At 72.1% G+C, this 19,240-nt stretch carries 15 protein-coding genes; 8 read left to right on the top strand and 7 right to left on the bottom strand.

Translation table 11 applies throughout. The features are described from left to right. Positions 1–347 precede the first annotated feature (347 nt). The gene (locus tag DFP74_RS12230; RefSeq protein ID WP_121181810.1) at positions 348–2,216 is read left to right on the top strand and encodes an LCP family protein; all 1,869 of its coding nucleotides are present in this window, start codon (positions 348–350) and stop codon (positions 2,214–2,216) included. A gap of 626 nt (positions 2,217–2,842) precedes the next feature. Here the strand turns inward: DFP74_RS12230 and DFP74_RS12225 are convergent. After that, the gene (locus DFP74_RS12225; RefSeq protein ID WP_121181809.1) at positions 2,843–4,087 is read right to left on the bottom strand and encodes a hypothetical protein; all 1,245 of its coding nucleotides are present in this window, start codon (positions 4,085–4,087) and stop codon (positions 2,843–2,845) included. A gap of 368 nt (positions 4,088–4,455) precedes the next feature. After that, the gene (locus DFP74_RS12220; RefSeq protein ID WP_121181808.1) at positions 4,456–5,331 is read right to left on the bottom strand and encodes a hypothetical protein; all 876 of its coding nucleotides are present in this window, start codon (positions 5,329–5,331) and stop codon (positions 4,456–4,458) included. Positions 5,332–5,657: 326 nt separating this feature from the next. Between DFP74_RS12220 and DFP74_RS12215 the strand changes: the two genes are divergently transcribed. Beyond that, positions 5,658–7,406, top strand: coding sequence for a GAF domain-containing sensor histidine kinase (locus DFP74_RS12215; RefSeq protein WP_121188201.1), 1,749 nt, complete (start codon positions 5,658–5,660; stop codon positions 7,404–7,406). Positions 7,407–7,505: 99 nt separating this feature from the next. Here the strand turns inward: DFP74_RS12215 and DFP74_RS12210 are convergent, their stop codons facing one another. From DFP74_RS12210 to DFP74_RS12195, 4 genes are all read right to left on the bottom strand, one after another. Continuing rightward, on the bottom strand, positions 7,506–7,871 hold the full coding sequence (locus DFP74_RS12210; protein ID WP_121181807.1) for a VOC family protein: 366 nt from the start codon (positions 7,869–7,871) through the stop codon (positions 7,506–7,508). Between the two features lie 62 nt (positions 7,872–7,933). Continuing rightward, the gene (locus DFP74_RS12205) at positions 7,934–8,605 is read right to left on the bottom strand and encodes a response regulator transcription factor (RefSeq protein ID WP_121181806.1); all 672 of its coding nucleotides are present in this window, start codon (positions 8,603–8,605) and stop codon (positions 7,934–7,936) included. Positions 8,606–8,779: 174 nt separating this feature from the next. Continuing rightward, a complete protein-coding gene (locus DFP74_RS12200; RefSeq protein WP_370013368.1) occupies positions 8,780–10,270 on the bottom strand; it encodes an amidase in 1,491 nt (496 codons plus the stop codon). Between the two features lie 31 nt (positions 10,271–10,301). Beyond that, on the bottom strand, positions 10,302–11,354 hold the full coding sequence (locus DFP74_RS12195) for a D-2-hydroxyacid dehydrogenase (RefSeq protein ID WP_121181804.1): 1,053 nt from the start codon (positions 11,352–11,354) through the stop codon (positions 10,302–10,304). 308 nt (positions 11,355–11,662) lie between these two features. On the opposite strand from DFP74_RS12195, the gene DFP74_RS12190 reads away from it, so the two are divergent. From DFP74_RS12190 to DFP74_RS12175, 4 genes are all read left to right on the top strand, one after another. Then, a complete protein-coding gene (locus DFP74_RS12190) occupies positions 11,663–12,145 on the top strand; it encodes a DUF3830 family protein (RefSeq protein WP_121188200.1) in 483 nt (160 codons plus the stop codon). Positions 12,146–12,273: 128 nt separating this feature from the next. Then, positions 12,274–13,083, top strand: coding sequence for an Asp/Glu racemase (locus tag DFP74_RS12185; RefSeq protein ID WP_121181803.1), 810 nt, complete (start codon positions 12,274–12,276; stop codon positions 13,081–13,083). Positions 13,084–13,126: 43 nt separating this feature from the next. Further along, complete coding sequence (locus DFP74_RS12180; protein ID WP_121181802.1) at positions 13,127–13,873, top strand: maleate cis-trans isomerase; 747 nt, start codon at positions 13,127–13,129, stop codon at positions 13,871–13,873. 61 nt (positions 13,874–13,934) lie between these two features. Continuing rightward, a complete protein-coding gene (locus tag DFP74_RS12175; RefSeq protein WP_121181801.1) occupies positions 13,935–14,678 on the top strand; it encodes a GntR family transcriptional regulator in 744 nt (247 codons plus the stop codon). A 263-nt stretch (positions 14,679–14,941) separates the two neighbouring features. On the opposite strand, the gene DFP74_RS12170 is transcribed toward DFP74_RS12175, so the two are convergent. Beyond that, positions 14,942–16,405 carry an NAD-dependent succinate-semialdehyde dehydrogenase gene (locus tag DFP74_RS12170; RefSeq protein ID WP_121181800.1) on the bottom strand — a complete coding sequence of 488 codons (1,464 nt, stop codon included), beginning with the start codon at positions 16,403–16,405 and terminating at the stop codon, positions 14,942–14,944. A gap of 158 nt (positions 16,406–16,563) precedes the next feature. On the opposite strand from DFP74_RS12170, the gene DFP74_RS12165 reads away from it, so the two are divergent. Then, entirely contained in the window at positions 16,564–17,820 is a 1,257-nt protein-coding gene (locus tag DFP74_RS12165; protein WP_121181799.1) for an aspartate aminotransferase family protein, read from the top strand. A gap of 366 nt (positions 17,821–18,186) precedes the next feature. Continuing rightward, complete coding sequence (locus tag DFP74_RS12160; RefSeq protein ID WP_233570934.1) at positions 18,187–19,122, top strand: glycoside hydrolase family 16 protein; 936 nt, start codon at positions 18,187–18,189, stop codon at positions 19,120–19,122. Positions 19,123–19,240: the final 118 nt, after the last annotated feature.

Genomic DNA, 19,240 nt, shown 5'->3' with positions numbered 1-19,240 from the left:
GAGAGGATCGGGGCGGAAGCGTCCACGGACGACGACCGACCAAGGATTTGTGCGCCGCAATTGTGGTCAGGACACGCGTGTGCGGACAACACGAGCGCGCACACCGACGGAACTTCACCTAGGATCACTGCGACGCGGGGATTCCGGAGTCGACGTCCGGTCTCCGCCGCCTGCGCGGTCGAGGTCCCCCGTGCCCCCGCCGTGCCCGCGGTCGGCCCCCTCGCCACCCGTGGTCTTCCCTGTGTGTACCCCTCGTGCCCTCCGGACTCCCCCGGTTCGGACACGCGCGTTCCCCTGGTGTCCGGCCGTTGGCACGCCCCGCCGTCCGCCCTGATCGAGATTGCGCTATGCCCGCTGACGAGAACTTTCCGCCCGACCCGGGCGAGGACCACACGCCGGACCGACCGTCCGACGACGGGACCGACGCCGTGAGCGGGGAGGACACCGGCGACCGGCCCGGTTCCGGCCCCGCGCCGGAAGAGGATCCCGCCGACGAAGCGACACCGGTTCCCGGCGCCGAGGACACCCCGGACGGCCCGGACGGCCCGCCGGATGCGGACGCCGAGCCCGAGACCGAACCGGAGGCTCCCGCCGAGGTTGAGGCGACCTCCGATGCGGGAGCCGAGCCGGAGGCGGAGGCTCCCACCGAGGACGAGGTCCCCACCGAGGCCGTGGCCGAGCCCGACACTGAAGCGGAGACGCCCGCCGAAGTTGAGGCTCCCACCGAGGCCGTGGCCGAGCCCGAGGCCGAACCGGAGGCTCCCGCCGAGGTTGAGGCGACCTCCGATGCGGGACCCGAGCCGGAAGCGGACGCTCCCTCCGAGGCCGAGGAACCCACCGAGCCCGAGGCCTCCTCTCAGGACGAGGTCCCCACCGAGGCCGAGGCCGCCGCCGAAGCGGAGACCCCTTCTGAGGGCGAGACTCCCACCGGTACCGAGCCTGAGACCCCCGTGTCGGCCGCCGCCACGACCGGAGCCGAAGCGGGTAACGGGCCCGGCACCAAGCCCGAACCCTCCGCGTCGGCCGCAGCGCCCCGACGCCGGCGCGCGCGCCGAGTGGTCCTGTGGGTCGCCGCGAGCCTGGTCCTGGTTCTGGGCGCCGGAGTCGCCACCGCCTTCGGCTACTACCACTCGCTGCGGGCGGGCATGGTCCAGCACGACCTGGAGTCCGTCCTGGACGAGGCCGACCGCCCCGACCGTCTCAGCGACGCCGTCAACATCCTCTTCATCGGTTCCGACGGCTACGAGGAGGGGAGCACGGCCTACTCGCAGGAGTTCGAGGGCGAGCGCTCGGACTCGATCATGCTCGCGCACATCTCCCCGGACAACCGGGTGTCGGTGATCAGCTTCCCCCGCGACTCGCTCGTGCAGCTGCCCGAGTGCGACGCCTACGCCCAGACGGAGGGCACCTCCGGCTACTTCGGGATGATCAACGCGGCCATGTACCACGGCGGCCCTCCGTGCGTCGTGCGCACGATCGAGAGCCTGACCGAGATCCGCGTCGACCACTTCGTACACCTGAGCTTCATGAGCTTCCGCGACGTGGTCGACGCCATCGGCGGCGTGCGGATGTGCATCCCCGAGCCCATGAGCGACCGCCGCTCCCACCTGGACATCGACGCGGGTGACCAGGTGCTCGACGGCGACGAGGCCCTGTCCTTCGTCCGGGCCCGCTACGAGATCGGCGACGGCGGCGACATCGGCCGCATCGACCGCCAGCAGATGTTCCTCGGGGCCCTGGCCGACCAGGTGACCAGCAGCGACGTCCTCACCAGCCCTTCGAAGCTCAACGGGGTCCTGGAGGCGGTCGCCCAGCACAGCGCCACCGACCAGGAGCTCACGCTCAACAAGATGCTGAGCGTGGCGGTGACGCTGACGGACGTGGACCTGTCCGACATCGAGTTCCACACCGTCCCCTGGTACCAGGCGCCCTACGACCCCAACCGGGTCATGTGGTACCCGGAGGAGTCCGAGGTCCTGTTCTCCGCCGTGCGCGAGGGGCGTCCCCTGCCGCCGCTGCCCGCGGACGAGGCCGGAGCCCCGCAGGAACCGCCGGGCGCCTCGCCGACTCCGGCGGACACGAACGCCGAGGAGGTCCGCGAGGCAGCCGAGGCGACTCCGGACTCCCTGAACGGCGGGGGCCGCGACGCCACCTCCAACCCGTGTGCCGACGGGCTGGGCTTCGGCGCGGAGGAGGACGAGGTCGAGGACCGCTAGGGCGTGTATGACGGACACTCACCCTGCTGCGCGACGCCCCAGCGGCACCCTCACTGCGTTCTCATCAGTCAACAGCCACACCAGGATGCTTCCTTCTTCGGCCTTGCGAGGCCACCACTGGAACGCCGCTCGCGACGGGCAGCATCCGTCATACACGCCCTAGGACGTAGGCGACGGCCCCCGCCCAGCACCACGGCGGGGGCCGTCGCACGTCCGGGGCCCGTTCGCACGAACGGATCCCGGCACGTGTGCGGGGTCCGACGAGGAGAGCCCGACACCAGGACAGGGCCCGCCGCGTAAACGGCCCCCGACACGTGCGCAGGGACCGACTCGTGCGCAGGGCCCGCCGGACGCAGGCGGCTCAACGCGCGTTCGTCCCGAGACGCGCCCAGGGCCCGCCGCACGGACGGGCCCTGGATATCGAACGGTGGAACAGGGCCGCGGCCCCGGACCGAAGTCCGGGGCCGCGGCGTGCCTCAGGTGGCGGGAACTCTTCGTCCTGCCGGTACGCACCGGGAACCCCCACAGTTCGACCGGTGCCACATCGGACGGACGTGGTTCCGCGCGCCACCCGAGGCTGTGCGCCCGCCACGACCGGCGGGCGCACGTTCGGGGTGGTCCTTCTGTCAGACCAGGCCTCCGGGCAGCAGCCCGGTGACCTGCTCGGTGTCGACGGTGGGCTCGCCCACCTCGGGCAGACCGTTCACGGCGGCCACGTCGCCGCCCAGGGCGTCCGACCCCACCAGGTCCGTCACCGCGGAGGTGTCGGGCAGGTTCGCGGCGTCGGGGGCCAGGTCGGTGACGGTGGAGGTACCGGGCGCGGCCATGGGCAGCACGTCGGTGTCGGCCGCGTCGGTGACCGAACCGGCGCCGCCCACGAGGTCGGTGACCTCGCCGGCCTCGGGCAGCACGGGCAGCTCAGGGGCGCCGGCCGCCATGGGCAGGACATCGTCGGTCGGCACCAGATCGGTGACCAGGTCGCCCGCGCCACCGGTCAGGTCGGTGTTCTCACCCGCGTCCAGGGCGATCGGCTGGTCCGAGTCGGCCATGGCGACGGTCTCGTCCAGGCCGACCAGCTCGCCGCCCACCTGCTCGGCGCCGGACTCGGCCATCGCGCCGACCTCGGACACCTGGTCCCCGGCCTGCTCGACGGACCCGGCCAGGTGCAGCGGCTGGCCCTTGGTGGCGGGCTTGAGGGTGCCGTTCAGCTTGTTGAGCGGCTGACCGTTCGTGGCGGGCTTGAGCGTCCCGTTCAGCTCGTTGAGCGGCTGACCGTTGGTCGGCTTGCTCATCGGCAGGGTCTCGGTCGGCAGAACGCCGGTCACTCCGCCGAGCGCGTCCCCGGTCGGCAGACCGCCGGTGACCCCGCTCAGCGCGTCGCCGAGCAGACCCGAGAGCGGGTCGGCCGCGGCGTTCGACAGCGGCACGACGTCGGACTGGGAGCCCAGCAGCGCACCGGTGGCGTCGCCGACCGGGTCCACCGCGGAGGCGGCGTCGGTCGCGTCGGACAGGGGCAGGGTCTCGGTCAGCGCCAGCGGGCCGAGGTCGGCCGCGTTGTCCTCCGACACCTCCAGAGGAGTGTCGGTCGAGAGGCCCTCACCGGCGGCCTCCCGGACGGGGGCCGTGTTGTGCTCGATCTCCGGAGCCGCCGAGACCTTCCCGGGGGTGACCTGGACCAGGTCACCCAGCGGGGTGGAGACACCCTCGGTCAGCGGTGCGGGGACCTGGCTGCCCAGGTCGTTGAGCGGGAGACCGTCCGTGGCACCACCGAGCGCGTCGGCTCCTGCGACCCCGGCGCCCAAAGCGACGAAGCTCGCGGCGCTGGCGGCCACCAGCAGGGCCCTGGCGGAGGTGCGGGCGGTGTTGAACATGGGAGTCCTTCCGAAAGTGCGTGGTCTCGCTATGACGTGTGTACGGCGGGACGGGTGTCGTGCCCCGCCGTACCGCGGGCCGGTTCCCCTTGGCCGGGGGGAATCCGGTGATCGCGGTGGGTCGAGCTCTCCGTCCGGGGTGCCCCGCCGTCCCTGGTGGGAACGGCGGACCCGGTCGGTCCTGTCCAGTCCTTGGTCTGGCCGACCACTGACTGACGTGAGCCTCGCCGCTGAGAGTGCGCGGCTCACGTCAATCCCCAGAGCTGTGCGGGATCGTCACCCACCGTGACGTGGGGGACCCGTGGCTGGGAAGGGCAATGCCAGGAGAGGGATCGCTCAGATGAGCGAACCGGGGGAGAGTCGCCGCGCTAGTCGGGCGAGAAGGTGGGCTCGTCGGCGTCTTCGGCGGGAACCGAGCGCAGGACGTGCCACGCGGCCTGGGACAGGCCGGGTTGCGGGGCCGATGCCCCGATGGTGAAGGGGTGGTCCGCGACCATGCCGCCGACCGCACTGGCCGGAGCGGAGGAGCCGGAGGACGAACCCGTGACGCTGCTCAGCGGCGAGACGACGGAGCCGTCCGCGGTGGCCGCGGGTGTGTCGGAGTCGACCGCGGACTCGTCGGCCTCGGCCTCCTCCACGGAGGCCTCGGCGGCCTCGGGGAACGCGAGATCCTCGACGGGAGCGAACTCCGCGTCGACGTCCACGACCGCCTCGTCCTCGACGACGTCCTCGTCCTCGGTGCCCTCGGGCTCCGGGGCGGTGTCGTCGGGCCGACCGTGGCCGGACCCCGAACCGTGGCCCTGACCGTGTCCGACGGCCTCCTCGGAGACATCGCCGACGGACTCGTGCACGGACTGGGAGACCTCGGACCCGCGCGTGGCCGCCTCGGAGACGACCGCGGCGGGTGTGGATCCAGAGTTGCCCTGAGCCGCCTGAACGGGCTTGGCGGCCTGGTCGACGACGGTCGAGACCGTGTCCGCCACCGGCTTGTCGAGCCCGGGCGGCACCTCGGGTGCGCGCCCCTGGGACCCGCCCGCGCCGGCGGCGCGCTCGGACCTGTCCGCCGCGGAGTTGGCCGCGGCCGACGGGTTCTCCCCCGCCTGGGCCGGGACGGCGGCCGCCAACCAGGCGGCGACCAGGATCCCGGCGACCAGGCCGACGAGCAGCAGGGCTCGGCGGACCGGTACGGAAAGCACGGCGGAACGGGCGCCGGGGGCGCTCGTCAGACCGTGGATTCCAGACACCGGGGGTTCCTTCCAGCGTGGGGGTGGTTCAGCAGAAGTCGATCCGACTGTGGGATGTCGGGCGGGACACGGTAGGTCAGACTACTCGGGCCCGTCGCGGCACGGAAGAGTTGAGACCCTTCGTCCGTCGACTGATCGCGACGTTAGCATGAATTACTGCGCGTGACCTCGCGACCCCGAGAATTACCGAGGGGTAGGAAGTTCGAGTCTGTCCAGCCTGAGGTGGCAAACCGGGAAAAAACCAACGACAATTCGACCATTGCAGGGAAAAGCGCGCTTCGCCAACAGAGTCCGCCCGAGCGGCTCTGCGGAGGTTGACCGACACCATGACAGAGATCCCCCAGAGCCACCGACCCTCTCCGGCCGGCCTGGACGACCTGCTCGGCGGGATGCGCACGCACCTCGACTCGGGCCTGTCGGCCCAGGGCCGGGTGCACTCGCTCCTCCAGGCGGTGCTGACCATCGGCGGTGACCTGGACCTGGCCACCGTGCTGCGCCGCCTGACCGAGGCGGCGGCGCAGCTGACCGGTGCCCGCTACGCCGGCCTGGGAGTGATCGATGACGACGGAGGCTTCGCCGAGTTCATCCCCGTGGGCATGAGCCGGAGCCAGGCCGAGCGGATCAACCGGTTCCCCCACGGGTTGGGCGTTCTGGGCGTTCCCCTGCACGCCCGCACCGCGCTGCGCCTGTCCGATCTGCGCGAGCATCCGGACTTTCGCGGATTCCCCGAGGGCCATCCCCAGATGACGACCTTTCTCGGCGTCCCCATCCAGGTTCGTGACGAGGTGTTCGGCAACCTCTATCTCACGGAGAAGGCCAACGGCGGGGAGTTCGACGGCGAGGACGAGGCGGTGGTCACGGCGCTCGCCACCGCGGCGGGCGTGGCGATCGAGAACGCCCGCCTGTACGAGGAGGCGCGGCTGCGCGAGCGCTGGCTGGCCGCCTCCACCGAGATCACCACCCGGTTGCTGTCGGGCGCCGACACCGAGGAGGTGCTCGTCTACATGGCGGGGCAGGCGCGCGAGATCGGCGGCGCCGACACCGCCGTGGTCCTGCTGCCCGACTCCCGCGCCCGGGGCCACCTGTTCGCGGAGTACGCCCACGGGCCCATCGCCCAGGAGGTCCTGGGGACCTCGGTGGCGATCCACGACACCGCGTGCGGGCGGGTGTTCGCCTCGGGTGAGCCGGAGAGCATCGCCGACCTGCGCCACGCCAACTGCCCGATGCTCACCCAGCGCGGCTACGGCCCCGGTCTCCTGGTGCCCCTGGGCACCCCGGGCAACACCCGGGGCGTGCTGCTGCTGGGCAAGCTCGCCGACCGGGCGCCGTTCGCGGGCTCCATACGGCGCATGCTGCACGGGTTCTCCGTCCAGGCGGGCGTGGCCCTCGAACTGGCCGAGGCCCGCCGGGACACCGAGCGGATCGTGGTTCTGGAGGAGCGCGACCGGATCGCCAAGGACCTGCACGACGTCGTCATCCAGAGGCTGTTCGCCTCCGCCATGACGCTGATGAGCACCGTGCGCCTGATCACCTCGCCCGACGCGGAGGAGCGGGTGCAGCGCACCATCGACGAGCTCGACGGCACCATCCGGGAGATCCGGTCGACGATCTTCGCGCTCCAGCACCCGCCGAGCCGGCGGGACACGTCGTTGCGCGGACGCATCCTGGAGCTGGCCGAGAACACCGCCCACAGTCTGGGCTGCCATCCCGGGGTGAGCCTGGACGGGCCGATCGACGCCTCCGTGCCGGACGAGATCGGGGAGCAGCTGCTCGCCGTACTCGGTGAGGGGCTGAGCAACGTGGCCCGCCACGCGGACGCCACGGAGGTGCACGTGTCGGTGTCGGTGGAGGCGACCGCGACCACCGGCCGCGCCACCACGCTGACGCTGACGATCACCGACAACGGTGTGGGGCTGCCCGAGGGCGGGCGCCGCAGCGGTCTGCGCAACCTGGACGAGCGGGCGCAGGCCCTGGGCGGCGGGTTCACGGCGCGCCGGGGCGAGGTCGCGGGCACGGTCCTGATGTGGCGGGTCCCGGTCCCCGACGACGCCGTACCGCCGCCGGACAGCTTCTGACCGCCCGGCGGGCAAGCCGCGGCCGGAGGCCGTCCGTTGAGGGCGGTAGTCCCGCCCCGCGCGGAGCGCCCCCGGGGCGATGGTGGGCGACGGGCGGGCTCAGCGCGCCCGGGGCGCCACGAGGCAGAACTCGTTGCCCTCGGGGTCGCGCAGCACCTGGAAGGAGCCCTGTGCGTCGGTGACGAGCCCGCCGACGCGCTCGGCGCCGCGCGCGAGCACGGACTCGGTGGCCGCGGCGATGTCGGCGACGCGCACGTCGGTGTGGATCCGGTTGCGTCCGTCCTTGGGCGCGGGGTCGGGCTGGAAGGACAGGCGGGGCCGCCCGGCGTCCCGGTCCCCCTCCACGAACGCCCAGCCGTCCGGCCGGGTCACCGCCTCACCGCCGAGCACGAAGGCCCAGAAGCGGGCCAGGGTCGAAGGGTCGGCGGCGTTCACGACCCACTGGTCGAGGTGTCCCACGGTCATGGCCGGACCCTATCGCCCGGCGCCCCGGGAGGCCCGGGGCGGTGGTGGGCGACGGGCGGGGGTCAGTAGCGGCGGCCGCGGAGCTCCGCGATGAGCACGGCCGCCTGGGTACGCCGCTTCAGGTCCAGCTTGGCCAGCAGCGCCGACACGTAGTTCTTGACGGTCTTCTCCGCCAGATAGAGGCGCTCGCCGATCTGCCGGTTGGTCATCCCCTCGCCGATGAGGTCGAGGATCTGGCGCTCCTGGGTGGTCAGCTCGGCCAGGGGGTCGGGCTCGGCCTGGGCGCCGCGCAGGCGCTCCAGCATCGCGCCCGTGCTGCCCGAGTCCAGCAGGGAACCGCCCGCCGCGACCGTGCGCACGGCCCCGACCAGGTCGGCGCCGTGGATCTGCTTGAGCACGTACCCGGCGGCGCCCGCCATGACGGCGTCGTACAGCGCGTCCTCGTCGGCGAAGGACGTGAGCATCAGGCAGGCGATCTCCGGGTGGTCCGAGCGGATCTCCCGGCACACCTGCACTCCGGATCCACCGGGCAGGCGCACGTCGAGGATCGCGACGTCGGGCAGGACCACGGGAATGCGGGACAGCGCCTGTTCGGCGGTCCCGGCCTCGCCGACGACGGTCATGTCGTCCTCGGTCTCCAGCATGGCCGCAACGCCCCGGCGCACCACCTCGTGGTCGTCCACGAGGAAGACCCTGATGCGCTTTCGCGCCTCGCCGGTTCCACCGCCGCTCATCCGCTCACCCTCAATCCTCCGCGCGGGTCCGACACGACTCCGAGGATGACGGTAGTACGACCGGGCGACACCGCGCGGGCCATTGGGCACGGAACTCCCCGGACGAAGGTCCCGGAAAGGGACAAACCCCCCGCCCGGGGAGGGAATCTCAGAAGGTGATCGGTATCGATCCCGTCACGGTCGGCGATCCGCCCACGGGCGGGCGATCTCCAGCGCCCGACAGGCCGCCAGCACCCGGGCGTCCGCGTGCCGGGGACCGACGATCTGCAGGCCCACGGGCAGCCCGGCGCCGTCGAATCCGCACGGGACGCTCGCGGCCGGCTGCTGGGTCATGTTGAACGGGTAGCTGAACCCGGCCCAGGAGGTCCACCGCTCGCCCGCCAGCTCGGGCGGCGACTCCAGCCCGGCCTCGAAGGCCGTGATCGGCATGGTCGGGGTGAGCAGCAGGTCGTACTCCGTGTGGAAGCGCCCCATCCGCGCGCCCATCTCCATGCGCAGCGCCATCGCCGTCAGGTAATCCTGCGCGGAGTAGGTCAGGCCCTCCTCGATGATCTCCCGCAGCCCCGGGTCCAGCAGGTCGCGGTCCCGCTCGGTGAGCTTCTCCGTGGCCTTGGCCGCGCCGGAGAACCAGAGCACGTGGAACTCGTCCCGTGATTCCGGCAGGCCGGGGTCGACCTCCTCCACCCGGGCGCCGAGCTCCTCGAACACGGCGACCGCCTCGGCGACCGCCCGCGCCACCTCCGGGTGGACGTCGATCCCGTTGAGCGTGGGGCTGAAGGCCACCCGCATCCCGCGCACCAGCTCCTCGGCGTCCGTGCGGTGCCGCACGTCGCCCAGTCCCGGCTCCGGAGTGGGCAGCGCCGCCCAGTCCCTGGGGTCGGGCCCGGTGATGACCTCCAGCATCAGGGCCGTGTCGCCCACCGTGCGGGCCATCGGACCGGAGTGCGCGAGCGATCCGAACGGGCTCGCCGGGTAGTGCGGCACCAGTCCCCAGGTGGGCTTGAGCCCGCAGATCCCGGTGAAGCTCGCCGGGATCCGGATCGAGCCGCCGCCGTCGGTCCCCGTCGCCAGCGGCCCCATGCCCGCGGCGATCGCCGCCGACGAGCCGCCGCTGGACCCGCCGGGCGTCGTGGACAGGTCCCACGGGTTGCGTGTGACACCGGTGAGCGGGCTGTCCGTGACGCCCTTCCAGGCCAGTTCCGGGGTGGTGGTCTTGCCGAAGAGCACCGCGCCCGCCTCCCGCAGCCGCGCCACCACCGGGGAGTCCTCGGGCCAGGGCCCCTTCTGGGCCGTGGTGACCGAGCCGCGAAGCGTGGGCCAGTCCTTGGTGAGGTGGATGTCCTTGACCGCGGTGGGTACCCCGTCGAGCCGGCCCGCGGGCTCGCCGCGCCGCCACCGCTCGGCGGAGGCGCCGGCGGCCTCGCGGGCTTCCTCGGGCCGGACCAGGCAGAAGGCGTTGAGCGCGGGATTGTCCTGCTCGACCCGTTCCAGGACGGCGTCGAGGGCCTCCACCGGCGATAGATCTCCGGCGGCGTAGGCCGCGAGCAGCTGCTCCGCGGACAGGTCGGCCGGTGTGGTGGGCTCCTCGGCTCGTGCGCGCGGGGCGCCGGCTACCGCCGACCCGGACGGACGCGCCCGGTCGGTGTCGGCCCGATCGATCGTCACTTCAGCCTCCTGTGTCATGCCTGGGCAGGGGTCACCCGGGGACGTAGCCCCGGGTCTTGTCGACGACATAGAGCAGTTCGCGCCCGTCCAGGTAGCGGGCGAGATTGTCCAGGAAGAGGTCGACCAGCTCGTCGCGCCAGCCGACGACGTCTCCGGACATGTGGGGGGAGACGAGCGATCCGGGCAGCCCCCACAGGGGGGAGACGGCTTCGAGCGGCTCGCGCTCGAACACGTCCAGGGCCGCTCCGGCGATGTCGCCGCGCTCCAGGGACACGGCCAGGTCGGACTCCACGACGATGGGGCCGCGCGCGACGTTGATCAGCCGCGCCGCGGGATTCATCAGGTCAAGGAAGCGGTGGTCGACCAGGCCCCGGGTCGCGTCGGTCAGCGGTGCGGCGATGACGACGTAGTCGGCCTCGGGGAGCTCGGTGGCCAGGGTGGGCCCGCCGTCGGCGCCCCGCTCCGCGAGGGAGGCCTCGGCCACGGTGCCGAAGTCGGCGTCGCCCGATCGCGCTCGGCGCCCCCCGCCCCGCACGTCCATGCCCACGGCGGAGAGCTTGCGGGCGATGTGGCGGCCGATCGGACCGGTACCGATCACCAGGGCCCGCTTGCCGGCCACGCGCTCGGTCTCGCGGTGCCGCCACTGCCGTCGGCCCTGCAGGTCCCAGGTCCGGTGGAAGTCCTTGGCGAAGGCGATCACCTGGCCGAGCACGTACTCCGCGATGGGTTCGTCGAAGATCCCGCGCGAGTTGGTGACGACGGTGTCGCTCTCCACCAGGCCCGGGAACATGAGGTTGTCCACGCCGGTGGTGGCGGCGTGCACCCAGGTGAGGGCGTCGGCCTTGGGCCAGGAGGCGGCGAGCGCCTCGGAGAACAGGTCCCACACGAGCAGTGCGTGGGTACCCGGCAGGGCGGCGTCGAGGCCGTCCGCCGTGGTGTAGACGACCTCGCCGAGGCGCGGATCGTCGTCGATCCGCTCGTGCCCCGGGGGCAGGTCGCCGCCGTGCAGGACCAGGAGCCGGGGTCGGTCCGGGGCGGTGGGGACGGCCGGTGCGGACGTGGTGGACGGGGCGGAACTGTTCACGGGCGTGCACTCCGGTTGGCGACGTGGTCGGACGGTCGTGTGCGGTGGGATGTTCGCCCTGCACGAGAAACGCTAGGGAGCCGACATAGGATTGTCAACAATCAACAAACCGGCCGATCCAGGGCGAAACACCACCTCGATCCCACCCTGACAGGCACGACACAGTCACGTCCGACGATCTATTGCCGCACCTGGCCTGTAGATCATACGATTGTCGACAATCAACAGTTGTGTTGTCGCGAAGTTCGTCGCGAAAGTCCGTCACCACCAGGCGCCCGTCGAAGGGACTCCCGACATTGCCGAGGTACATCACCATCACGCTGCCCAAACGCGGTGTCTCCTGCGTGGCCGAACTCCTGGACAAGGACGCCCCGCGCACGTGTGAGGCGGTGTGGAACGCGCTGCCCCAGGGCGACGCCGTGCAGCACGCCAAGTACGCGCGCAACGAGGTTTACACCATGGTTCCGCGCTTCGCCGAGACCGAACCGGGCCAGGAGAACCCCACCGTCACCCCCATCCCCGGCGACATCGTGTACTTCTCCTTCGACGGAGGCATGCTCGACCGCGGGTTCAAGGAGGACAAGGGCATCGGCCACCTCCCCGGCGTCATCGACCTCGCCCTGTTCTACGGGCGCAACAACCTGCTGCTCAACGGCGACGTCGGCTGGGTCCCCGGCAACGTGTTCGCCACCGTCGTCGAGAACCTGCCCGCGATGGCCGAGGCGTGCAACGACGTCTGGCGCTCCGGCAGTGTCGGCGAGCGCCTGCTGTACGAGCGGTCGTCCCGCTGACCGCGGCCGCGCCGTCCGCGACCGCGCCAGGCGGTCGCCGCACCCCATCAGCCCCGCCGACCGCGGCGGCCCTCGCACCCGGCCGTCATTTCCCACACACGACACACATCCCGGGAGGTGAGTGACCGATGCGAATCGACGGAGACAACAGGATCGTCGAGGACTCCGGAACCGATCACGAGGTCGTCGAACTGGCGGCCGCCACGCGGACGCCGTGGCAGTCGGGGGTCGGCGTGATCGCCCCCTACGACTTCGCGCTCGACCGCGAGTTGTGGCGGTGGACGCCCGACGACATCTCGCTGCACGTGACGCGACTGCCCTACGTGCACGTTCCGGTGACCGTCGACCAGGCCGCCGCGCTGAGCCAGGAGGACAACGTCGACCCCGCGGTCCGCGCGCTGCTCGCCCCCGAACCGCTGTCCCTCGGGTACATGTGCGCCTCCGGGAGCTTCGTGCACGGGGCCGAGGGCGAGCGCCGCCTGCACAGGACGATGATGGACGCCGGCGCGCCCGCCGCGGTGACCACCTCGGGCGCGCTCATCCAGGCGCTGACCGCCCTGGACGTCGAACGCGTCGCCGTCGTCACGCCCTACGTCGACAGCGTGACCGACCGCCTCCTGTCCTACCTGGGCGAACACCGCATCGACGTGACCTCCAGCGTGGGGCTGGGACTGCTCAGCCACATCTGGAAGGTCGACTACGCCGAGGTCTCCCGGGCGGTGCACTCGGTCGACCACCCGGACGCCCAGGCCGTGTACATCAGCTGCACCAACGTGCAGACCTACGACATCATCGCGCCCCTGGAGCGGGAGCTCGGCAAGCCCGTGATCGCCGCCAACCAGGTGACCATGTGGGCGGTGCTCAGGGCCGCGGGACGGCACGCGGTCGCACGCGGCCAGCGCCTGCTCAACGCGACGGCGCCGACCACCTTGGTGTGAGCCGCACGGGACCAGGGACGCAGTACCAACAGAAGGGACGGACATGACCCGCGTCGGATTCCTCTATCCCGGCTTCAGCGCCGAGGACGACTACAAGGCGTTCGAGTCCACGCTCGACGGCGTCGAGCTCCCCGTCGTGCACACGCTCATGCGGGAGGACGCCCACCGGGTGGACGCCCTCCTGGACGTGGGCAGCGGTGAGGTGCTCTCCGAGGGCGCCCGCGAGCTCGCCGGGATGGGGGTCGACGCGGCGGTCTGGGCGTGCACGAGCGGCAGCTTCGTGTTCGGCTGGGAGGGCGCCCGCGAGCAGGTGCGCGGGGTGCGGGAGGCCTCGGGCGCGCCGGCGTCGAGCACCTCGTTCGCGTTCGTGCACGCCCTGAGCCAGCTGCGGCTCTCCCGGGTGGCGATCGCGGCCACCTACCCCGACGACGTCGCGCAGCGCTTCGTCGAGTTCCTGTCCGCGGCCGGGGTGAGCGTGCTGTCCCTGGCCAGCCACGGCATCGCCACCGCGGCCGAGGTGGGGCGGCTCGACCCGGACGAGGCCGTGGACTTCGTCATCACCAACGACCACCCCCGGGCGGAGGCCGTGCTGGTCCCCGACACCGCCCTGCACAGCGCGGACCTCATCGAACCCCTGGAGGCGCTGCTGGGCAAGCCGGTCCTCACCGCGAACCAGGTCAGCATCTGGGAGGGTCTGCGGCTGGCGGGCGAGACCAGGATCAGGAGCGGACCGGGCGCCCTGTTCCGTGCCGGCTCGGCGGCGGTCACCGACGCTCTGGGCGCGCACTAGCCTCGACCACGGAAACGTCCCCTGTGTCCCAGGAACAACCGGAGAAGAAGGAAGATCACGTATGCCCGCCCCAGGTCAGCTGAGACCCGTGCCCCGGCGGTCGACCGCCGAACTCATCGCCGACCAGTTGCGTGAGGCGATCATGTACGGCTCGCTGGCCCCGGGCGACCAGCTCGGAGAGGCCGAACTGGCCGGGCAGTTGGGAGTGAGCCGCGGCCCGCTGCGCGAGGCGATGCAACGCCTGGTGCAGGAAGGGCTGCTGCGCAGTGAGCGGCACAGGGGACTGTTCGTGCGCGAGCTCACTCCCGACGACGTCCGTGACATCTACGTGGCACGCCTGGCGGTGGAGCGGACCGCGTGCGAGCTGATCATGCGGGGCAACCGGGGCGAGGCGCTGGCGCGGCTCACCCCGGCCCTGAACGCGCTCGCCGAGGCCGCCGCCGGACGCGACCGGACCGCGATGAGCAACGCCGACCAGGCCTTCCACCGCACGCTCGTCAGCTGTGCCGGCAACCGGCGGCTGGAACGGATGGCGCAGACGCTGCTGGTGGAGACCCGCATGTGCCTGTCGGTGATGCAGGGGGTGTACCCGGAGCCGGAGGAGATCCTGGAGGAGCACCGACGCCTGCTCGACGCCATCGTCGAGGGCGACGAGGAGCGGCTGCTCGCGCTGATCGAGTCGCACATGGTGGACACGGTCGAGCGGATCAACGCCGAGCGCGTGACCGCCGCCCCAGGCGCGGAGTCGGCGACCGGGCCGGAACAGGCACCGGAGCCGACGCCGAAGCCAGAGGCGGGCGTCTGACGGACGCGGAGCCGCCGGTGCCGGCGGCTCCGGCGCACGGGCCGGAGCCCGACGAGGGCGTCTGACGGGCCCCGGGCCGCTCGTCCGGTCCCCACGCGGGGTCTCGGTGCGCCCGGCTCCGGCCGGGGACGCACGCGGTCGCGGCCGGCCGCGAGGTCGCGCGTCCCTCACGCGCGCGGTCGGCTTCCCGCGCGCCCGACATCCCGTGGGCCCACGGGCGCGGGACGGTCAGGGGGAGCGCCCTACGACGCTCCCCCCGGTCCTCAGATGCCGCCGATGCCCACGTACTTCGTGTCCAGGAACTCGTCGATGCCCACGCGGCCGCCCTCACGCCCCAGGCCGGAGTGCTTCACGCCGCCGAACGGCGCCGCCGGGTTGGACACCACGCCCTGGTTCAGGCCGACCATGCCGGTCTCCAGGGCCTCGCTGACCCGCATCGCACGGTTGAGGTCGGTGGTGTACAGGTAGCTGACCAGGCCGAACTCGGTGTCGTTGGCGACGCGGAGCGCCTCCTCCTCGGTGTCGAAGGTGAGGACCGGGGCCACCGGTCCGAAGATCTCGGTGTTGGACAGCTCCGCCGAGAAGGGCACGTCGGCGAGCACGGTGGGCTGGTAGAAGTGCCCGGCGCCCTCGCCGGGGCCGCCGCCGACCAGGACGCGGGCGCCGCGGTCGACGGCGTCGTCGACCAGGCTCTGGACCTTGGTCCGCGCCTTGTCGTCGATGAGCGGGCCGACGTTGACGCCGTCGTCCAGGCCGCGGCCCATCCGCAGGGCCCCCATGCGGTCGCTCAGCCGCTGGGAGAACTCGTCGGCGATCCCCGCCTGGGCGTAGATGCGGTTGGCGGCGGTGCAGGCCTCACCGATGTTGCGCATCTTGGCCAGCATCGCGCCGTCGACGGCGGCGTCGAGGTCGGCGTCGTCGAAGACGAGGAAGGGCGCGTTCCCACCGAGCTCCATCGACGTGCGCAGGACCTGCCCCGCGCTCTGTTCGAGGAGCTTGCGGCCCACGGCGGTGGAACCGGTGAACGACAGCTTGCGGATGCGGCCGTCGCTGAGCAGGGGCTCGGTGACGCCGCCTGGGTCCGTGGTGGGCAGGACGCTCAGGACGCCCTCGGGCAGCCCCGCCTCGGCGAGGATCCCGGCCAGGGCCAGGGCGGACAGGGGCGTCTGGTGGGCCGGCTTGAGGATCATGGTGCAGCCCGCGGCGATGGCGGGCCCGATCTTGCGGGTGCCCATCGCCATGGGGAAGTTCCAGGGGGTGATGAGCATGCAGGGGCCGACCGGCTGGCGCATGATGAGGAAGCGCGACTTGCCGTCGGGCGAGGTGGAGAAACCTCCCTCGATCCGGACGGCCTCCTCGGAGAACCAGCGGAGGAACTCGGCGGCGTAGGCGATCTCGCCCCGGGCCTCGGCGAGGGGCTTGCCCATCTCCAGGGTCATCAGGACGGCCAGGTCCTCCTGGCGTTCCATGAGGAGCTGGTAGCCGCGGTAGAGGATCTCGCTCCGCTCGCGGGGAGCCACCTTGGCCCAGCTCGGCTGTGCCCGCTGTGCGGCGTCCAGCGCGGCGAGGGCGTCCTCCTTGCCCGCGTCGGCGACCTCGCAGAGGGTCTCGCGCGTGGAGGGGTCCTCGACGGCGAGGACGGCCCCCGAGGCGGCGTCGGTCCAGGCGCCTCCCACGAAGAGCTTCTTGTCCACCTGCGCGACGACGCGTGCTTCCCGATCCGACATGTTCGCTACTCCCCAGTCGATATATCGACCCGTGAACGGGCCTGTGGACAGAACTGCCCGACGTGCGCCCTCTGGACACCGTCCGGCGAGGATGTTTCCATAGCAGTGTCGATTGTCAACAATCCTACGGAACACGCAAGACGGAAGTGAGGCAGCGCATGGCGGAGCTCTCCCCGGCCCTCAAGCAGGCGACCCCGGTGGTGGCCGCACGGGGCGAGGGTGTCCACATCTACGACGAGGACGGTCGCCGCTATCTCGACTTCACCGCCGGCATCGGCGTCACCAGTACCGGGCACTGCCACCCCAAGGTCGTGGCCGCCGCCCAGGAACAGGTGGCGACGCTGATCCACGGCCAGTACACCACCGTGATGCACCGGCCCCTGCTGCGACTCACCGAGCGTCTGGGCGAGGTGCTGCCCGAGGGAGTCGACCGGCTGTTCTACGTGAACTCCGGCAGCGAGGCGGTCGAGGCGGCCCTGCGCCTGGCCCGCCAGGCCACGGGGCGCCAGAACGCCGTGGTGTTCCAGGGATCCTTCCACGGACGCACCATGGGGGCCGCGTCCCTGACGACCTCCGGCGTCAAGATCCGCGCGGGGATCGGCCCGCTCGTCCCCGGCGTGGTGGTCTCGCCCTTCCCCTACGCCTACCGGCTGGGCCTGTCCGAGGCCGAGGCCGTCGAGTACGCGCTCAAGGAGCTGGACTACCAGTTCGCCACCGTGACCTCGCCGAAGGACACCGCCGCCGTGTTCATCGAGCCGGTCCTCGGCGAGGGCGGCTACGTACCGGTTCCGGACGCCTTCCTCCAGGGCCTGCGCGAGCGCGCGGACCAGCACGGCTTCCTCCTGGTCATGGACGAGGTGCAGACGGGCTTCGGCCGCACCGGCACCTTCTGGGGGCACGAGCCCTCGGGGGTCCGCCCGGACATCGTCATCACCGCCAAGGGCCTCGCCAGCGGGTTCCCGCTCTCGGCGATCGCCGCCCCCAACGCGATCATGGAGAAGGCCTGGCCGGGCTCCCAGGGCGGCACCTACGGCGGCAACGCGGTCTCCTGCGCCGCCGCCCTGGCCACCTTGGACGTCATCCAGGAGGAGGGGCTGGTGGAGAACGCGGCCCGCCAGGGCGAGCGGCTCCGCGAGGGCCTGGAGAAGGTCGCGGGCGCCAACCCGGTCATCGGCGACGTGCGGGGCAAGGGCCTGATGCTGGGCAACGAGTTCACCGCCGCCGACGGCTCCCCCGACGGGGCCACGGCGCTGCGCGCCCAGCAGGTGGCCGCCGAGAACGGCCTGCTGCTGCTCACGTGCGGCCCGGCCGGCAACGTGGTCCGGATGATCCCGCCGCTGGTCGTCACCGGCGACCAGGTCGACACCGCCGTCTCCCTGTGGGCCGCCTCCGTGGAAGAGGCCACCGCGGACTGAGGCCCGACCTGCGAACGCCGCCCCGGCACGGGTTCCGCGCCGGGGCGGCTTCGTGCCACACGCGACAACGTTCACTCTCCACGCCGAAAATGGGCCCGCCTCCACATATGACATGGGTCACAGTCCGATGTGACGACCAGGACGAACACGAAGGCATCGCGGAAAGGATTCGGCTCCGGGTTGACGTGGTGACCGCCCCATCGACAGATTGGCCCCGTCTTTCCGGCCCCCACGCGAGGTGATTCCGATCGGTCGCGGACCGTTCCTGAGCGGAGTGTCCCTCGGCGTGCCGTCGGCCCTCGACCAGCCACCCCCCGGCCGGGGCACCCCGACCGCCCCGGCGCCCCCGAATCCGAGGTGTCTCCCGTGCCCACCCGCCTACGCACCGGCAGCGCCGCACTGGCCTGCGCCATCGCACTCCCCCTGACCTCGTGCGCGACAGGCTCGCCCGTCCAGGTGGAGACGGTCTCCGCCCCGGCCTCCGCGTCGTGCGGCCTGCTCTTCGACGACTTCGAGTACGACGGCCCTACGGATCCCACGCTGCACGACCAGGGCTGGAACGTGCGCAGCTGGGCCGGCGGCCCCGGCGTGCCCGGCGCGTCCTGGGACGTCGACAACGTGTCCTTCCCCGAGGAGGGCGGCGACTCCCTGCTGCGCCTGTCCTCGACCACGGACGGCACCCCGGCGGGCACGAGCCAGGCCGAGCTGACCTTCGGCGAGGAGAAGTTCCACGAGGGGACCTACGCCGCCAAGGTCAGGTTCGCCGACAGCCCGGTCTCCGGCCAGGACGGCGACACCGTGCTCCAGACCTTCTACACGATCACGCCCCTGGCCTACGACAACGATCCCGGCTACAGCGAGCTCGACTTCGAGTACCTGCCCAACTCCGGCTGGGGCGCCCCGGCGGAGGCCATGTACCTGACCTCGTACCACACCTACCAGCGCGACCCCTGGGAGGCGGACAACACCAGCGACGTGGTGGACCGCTCCTTCGAGGGGTGGCGCGACCTGGTCGTCCAGGTGGAGGGCGGCGTGGTCCGCTACTACGTGGACGCCCACCTGGTGGCCGAGCACAGCGGGAAGTACTACCCGTCGTCGCCGATGTCGATCAACTTCAACCAGTGGTTCATCGACATGAGCGGCCACACCGGCGGCCCGAGCACCTACGTGCAGGATGTCGACTGGGTGTACCACCAGCAGGGCGAGTCCGTGGAGCCGGAGGAGGTCAACCGGCGCGTGGGCGAGCAGCGCGACGCCGGAGTCTCCCGTGTCGACGAGGTCACCCTCGGCGGGACGTGCTGACCCGCTGACGCCTCCCCGCTCCCGGACCGGCGGCCCCGGCGCACGACCCACCCGTCCCGCGTCGGGGCCGCCGACCTCCGCCCCGGGCCGACCGAAAGGCACGGGCGAGCATGACCAG

Origin of the sequence: Nocardiopsis sp. Huas11, assembly GCF_003634495.1 — a bacterium.
Taxonomy (GTDB): Bacteria; Actinomycetota; Actinomycetes; order Streptosporangiales; family Streptosporangiaceae; genus Nocardiopsis.
The sequence above is the reverse complement of the archived record's forward strand: the minus strand, read 5'-3'. Positions and strand labels throughout refer to the sequence as shown.

Coding starts and splice junctions, on each gene's coding strand:
- DFP74_RS12225 (WP_121181809.1), bottom strand. CDS start 4,087: ATGTTCAACACCGCCCGCACCTCCGCCAGGGCCCTGCTGGTGGCCGCC.
- DFP74_RS12175 (WP_121181801.1), top strand. CDS start 13,935: ATGCCCGCCCCAGGTCAGCTGAGACCCGTGCCCCGGCGGTCGACCGCC.
- DFP74_RS12185 (WP_121181803.1), top strand. CDS start 12,274: ATGCGAATCGACGGAGACAACAGGATCGTCGAGGACTCCGGAACCGAT.
- DFP74_RS12205 (WP_121181806.1), bottom strand. CDS start 8,605: ATGAGCGGCGGTGGAACCGGCGAGGCGCGAAAGCGCATCAGGGTCTTC.
- DFP74_RS12165 (WP_121181799.1), top strand. CDS start 16,564: ATGGCGGAGCTCTCCCCGGCCCTCAAGCAGGCGACCCCGGTGGTGGCC.
- DFP74_RS12230 (WP_121181810.1), top strand. CDS start 348: ATGCCCGCTGACGAGAACTTTCCGCCCGACCCGGGCGAGGACCACACG.
- DFP74_RS12180 (WP_121181802.1), top strand. CDS start 13,127: ATGACCCGCGTCGGATTCCTCTATCCCGGCTTCAGCGCCGAGGACGAC.
- DFP74_RS12215 (WP_121188201.1), top strand. CDS start 5,658: ATGACAGAGATCCCCCAGAGCCACCGACCCTCTCCGGCCGGCCTGGAC.
- DFP74_RS12210 (WP_121181807.1), bottom strand. CDS start 7,871: ATGACCGTGGGACACCTCGACCAGTGGGTCGTGAACGCCGCCGACCCT.
- DFP74_RS12170 (WP_121181800.1), bottom strand. CDS start 16,405: ATGTCGGATCGGGAAGCACGCGTCGTCGCGCAGGTGGACAAGAAGCTC.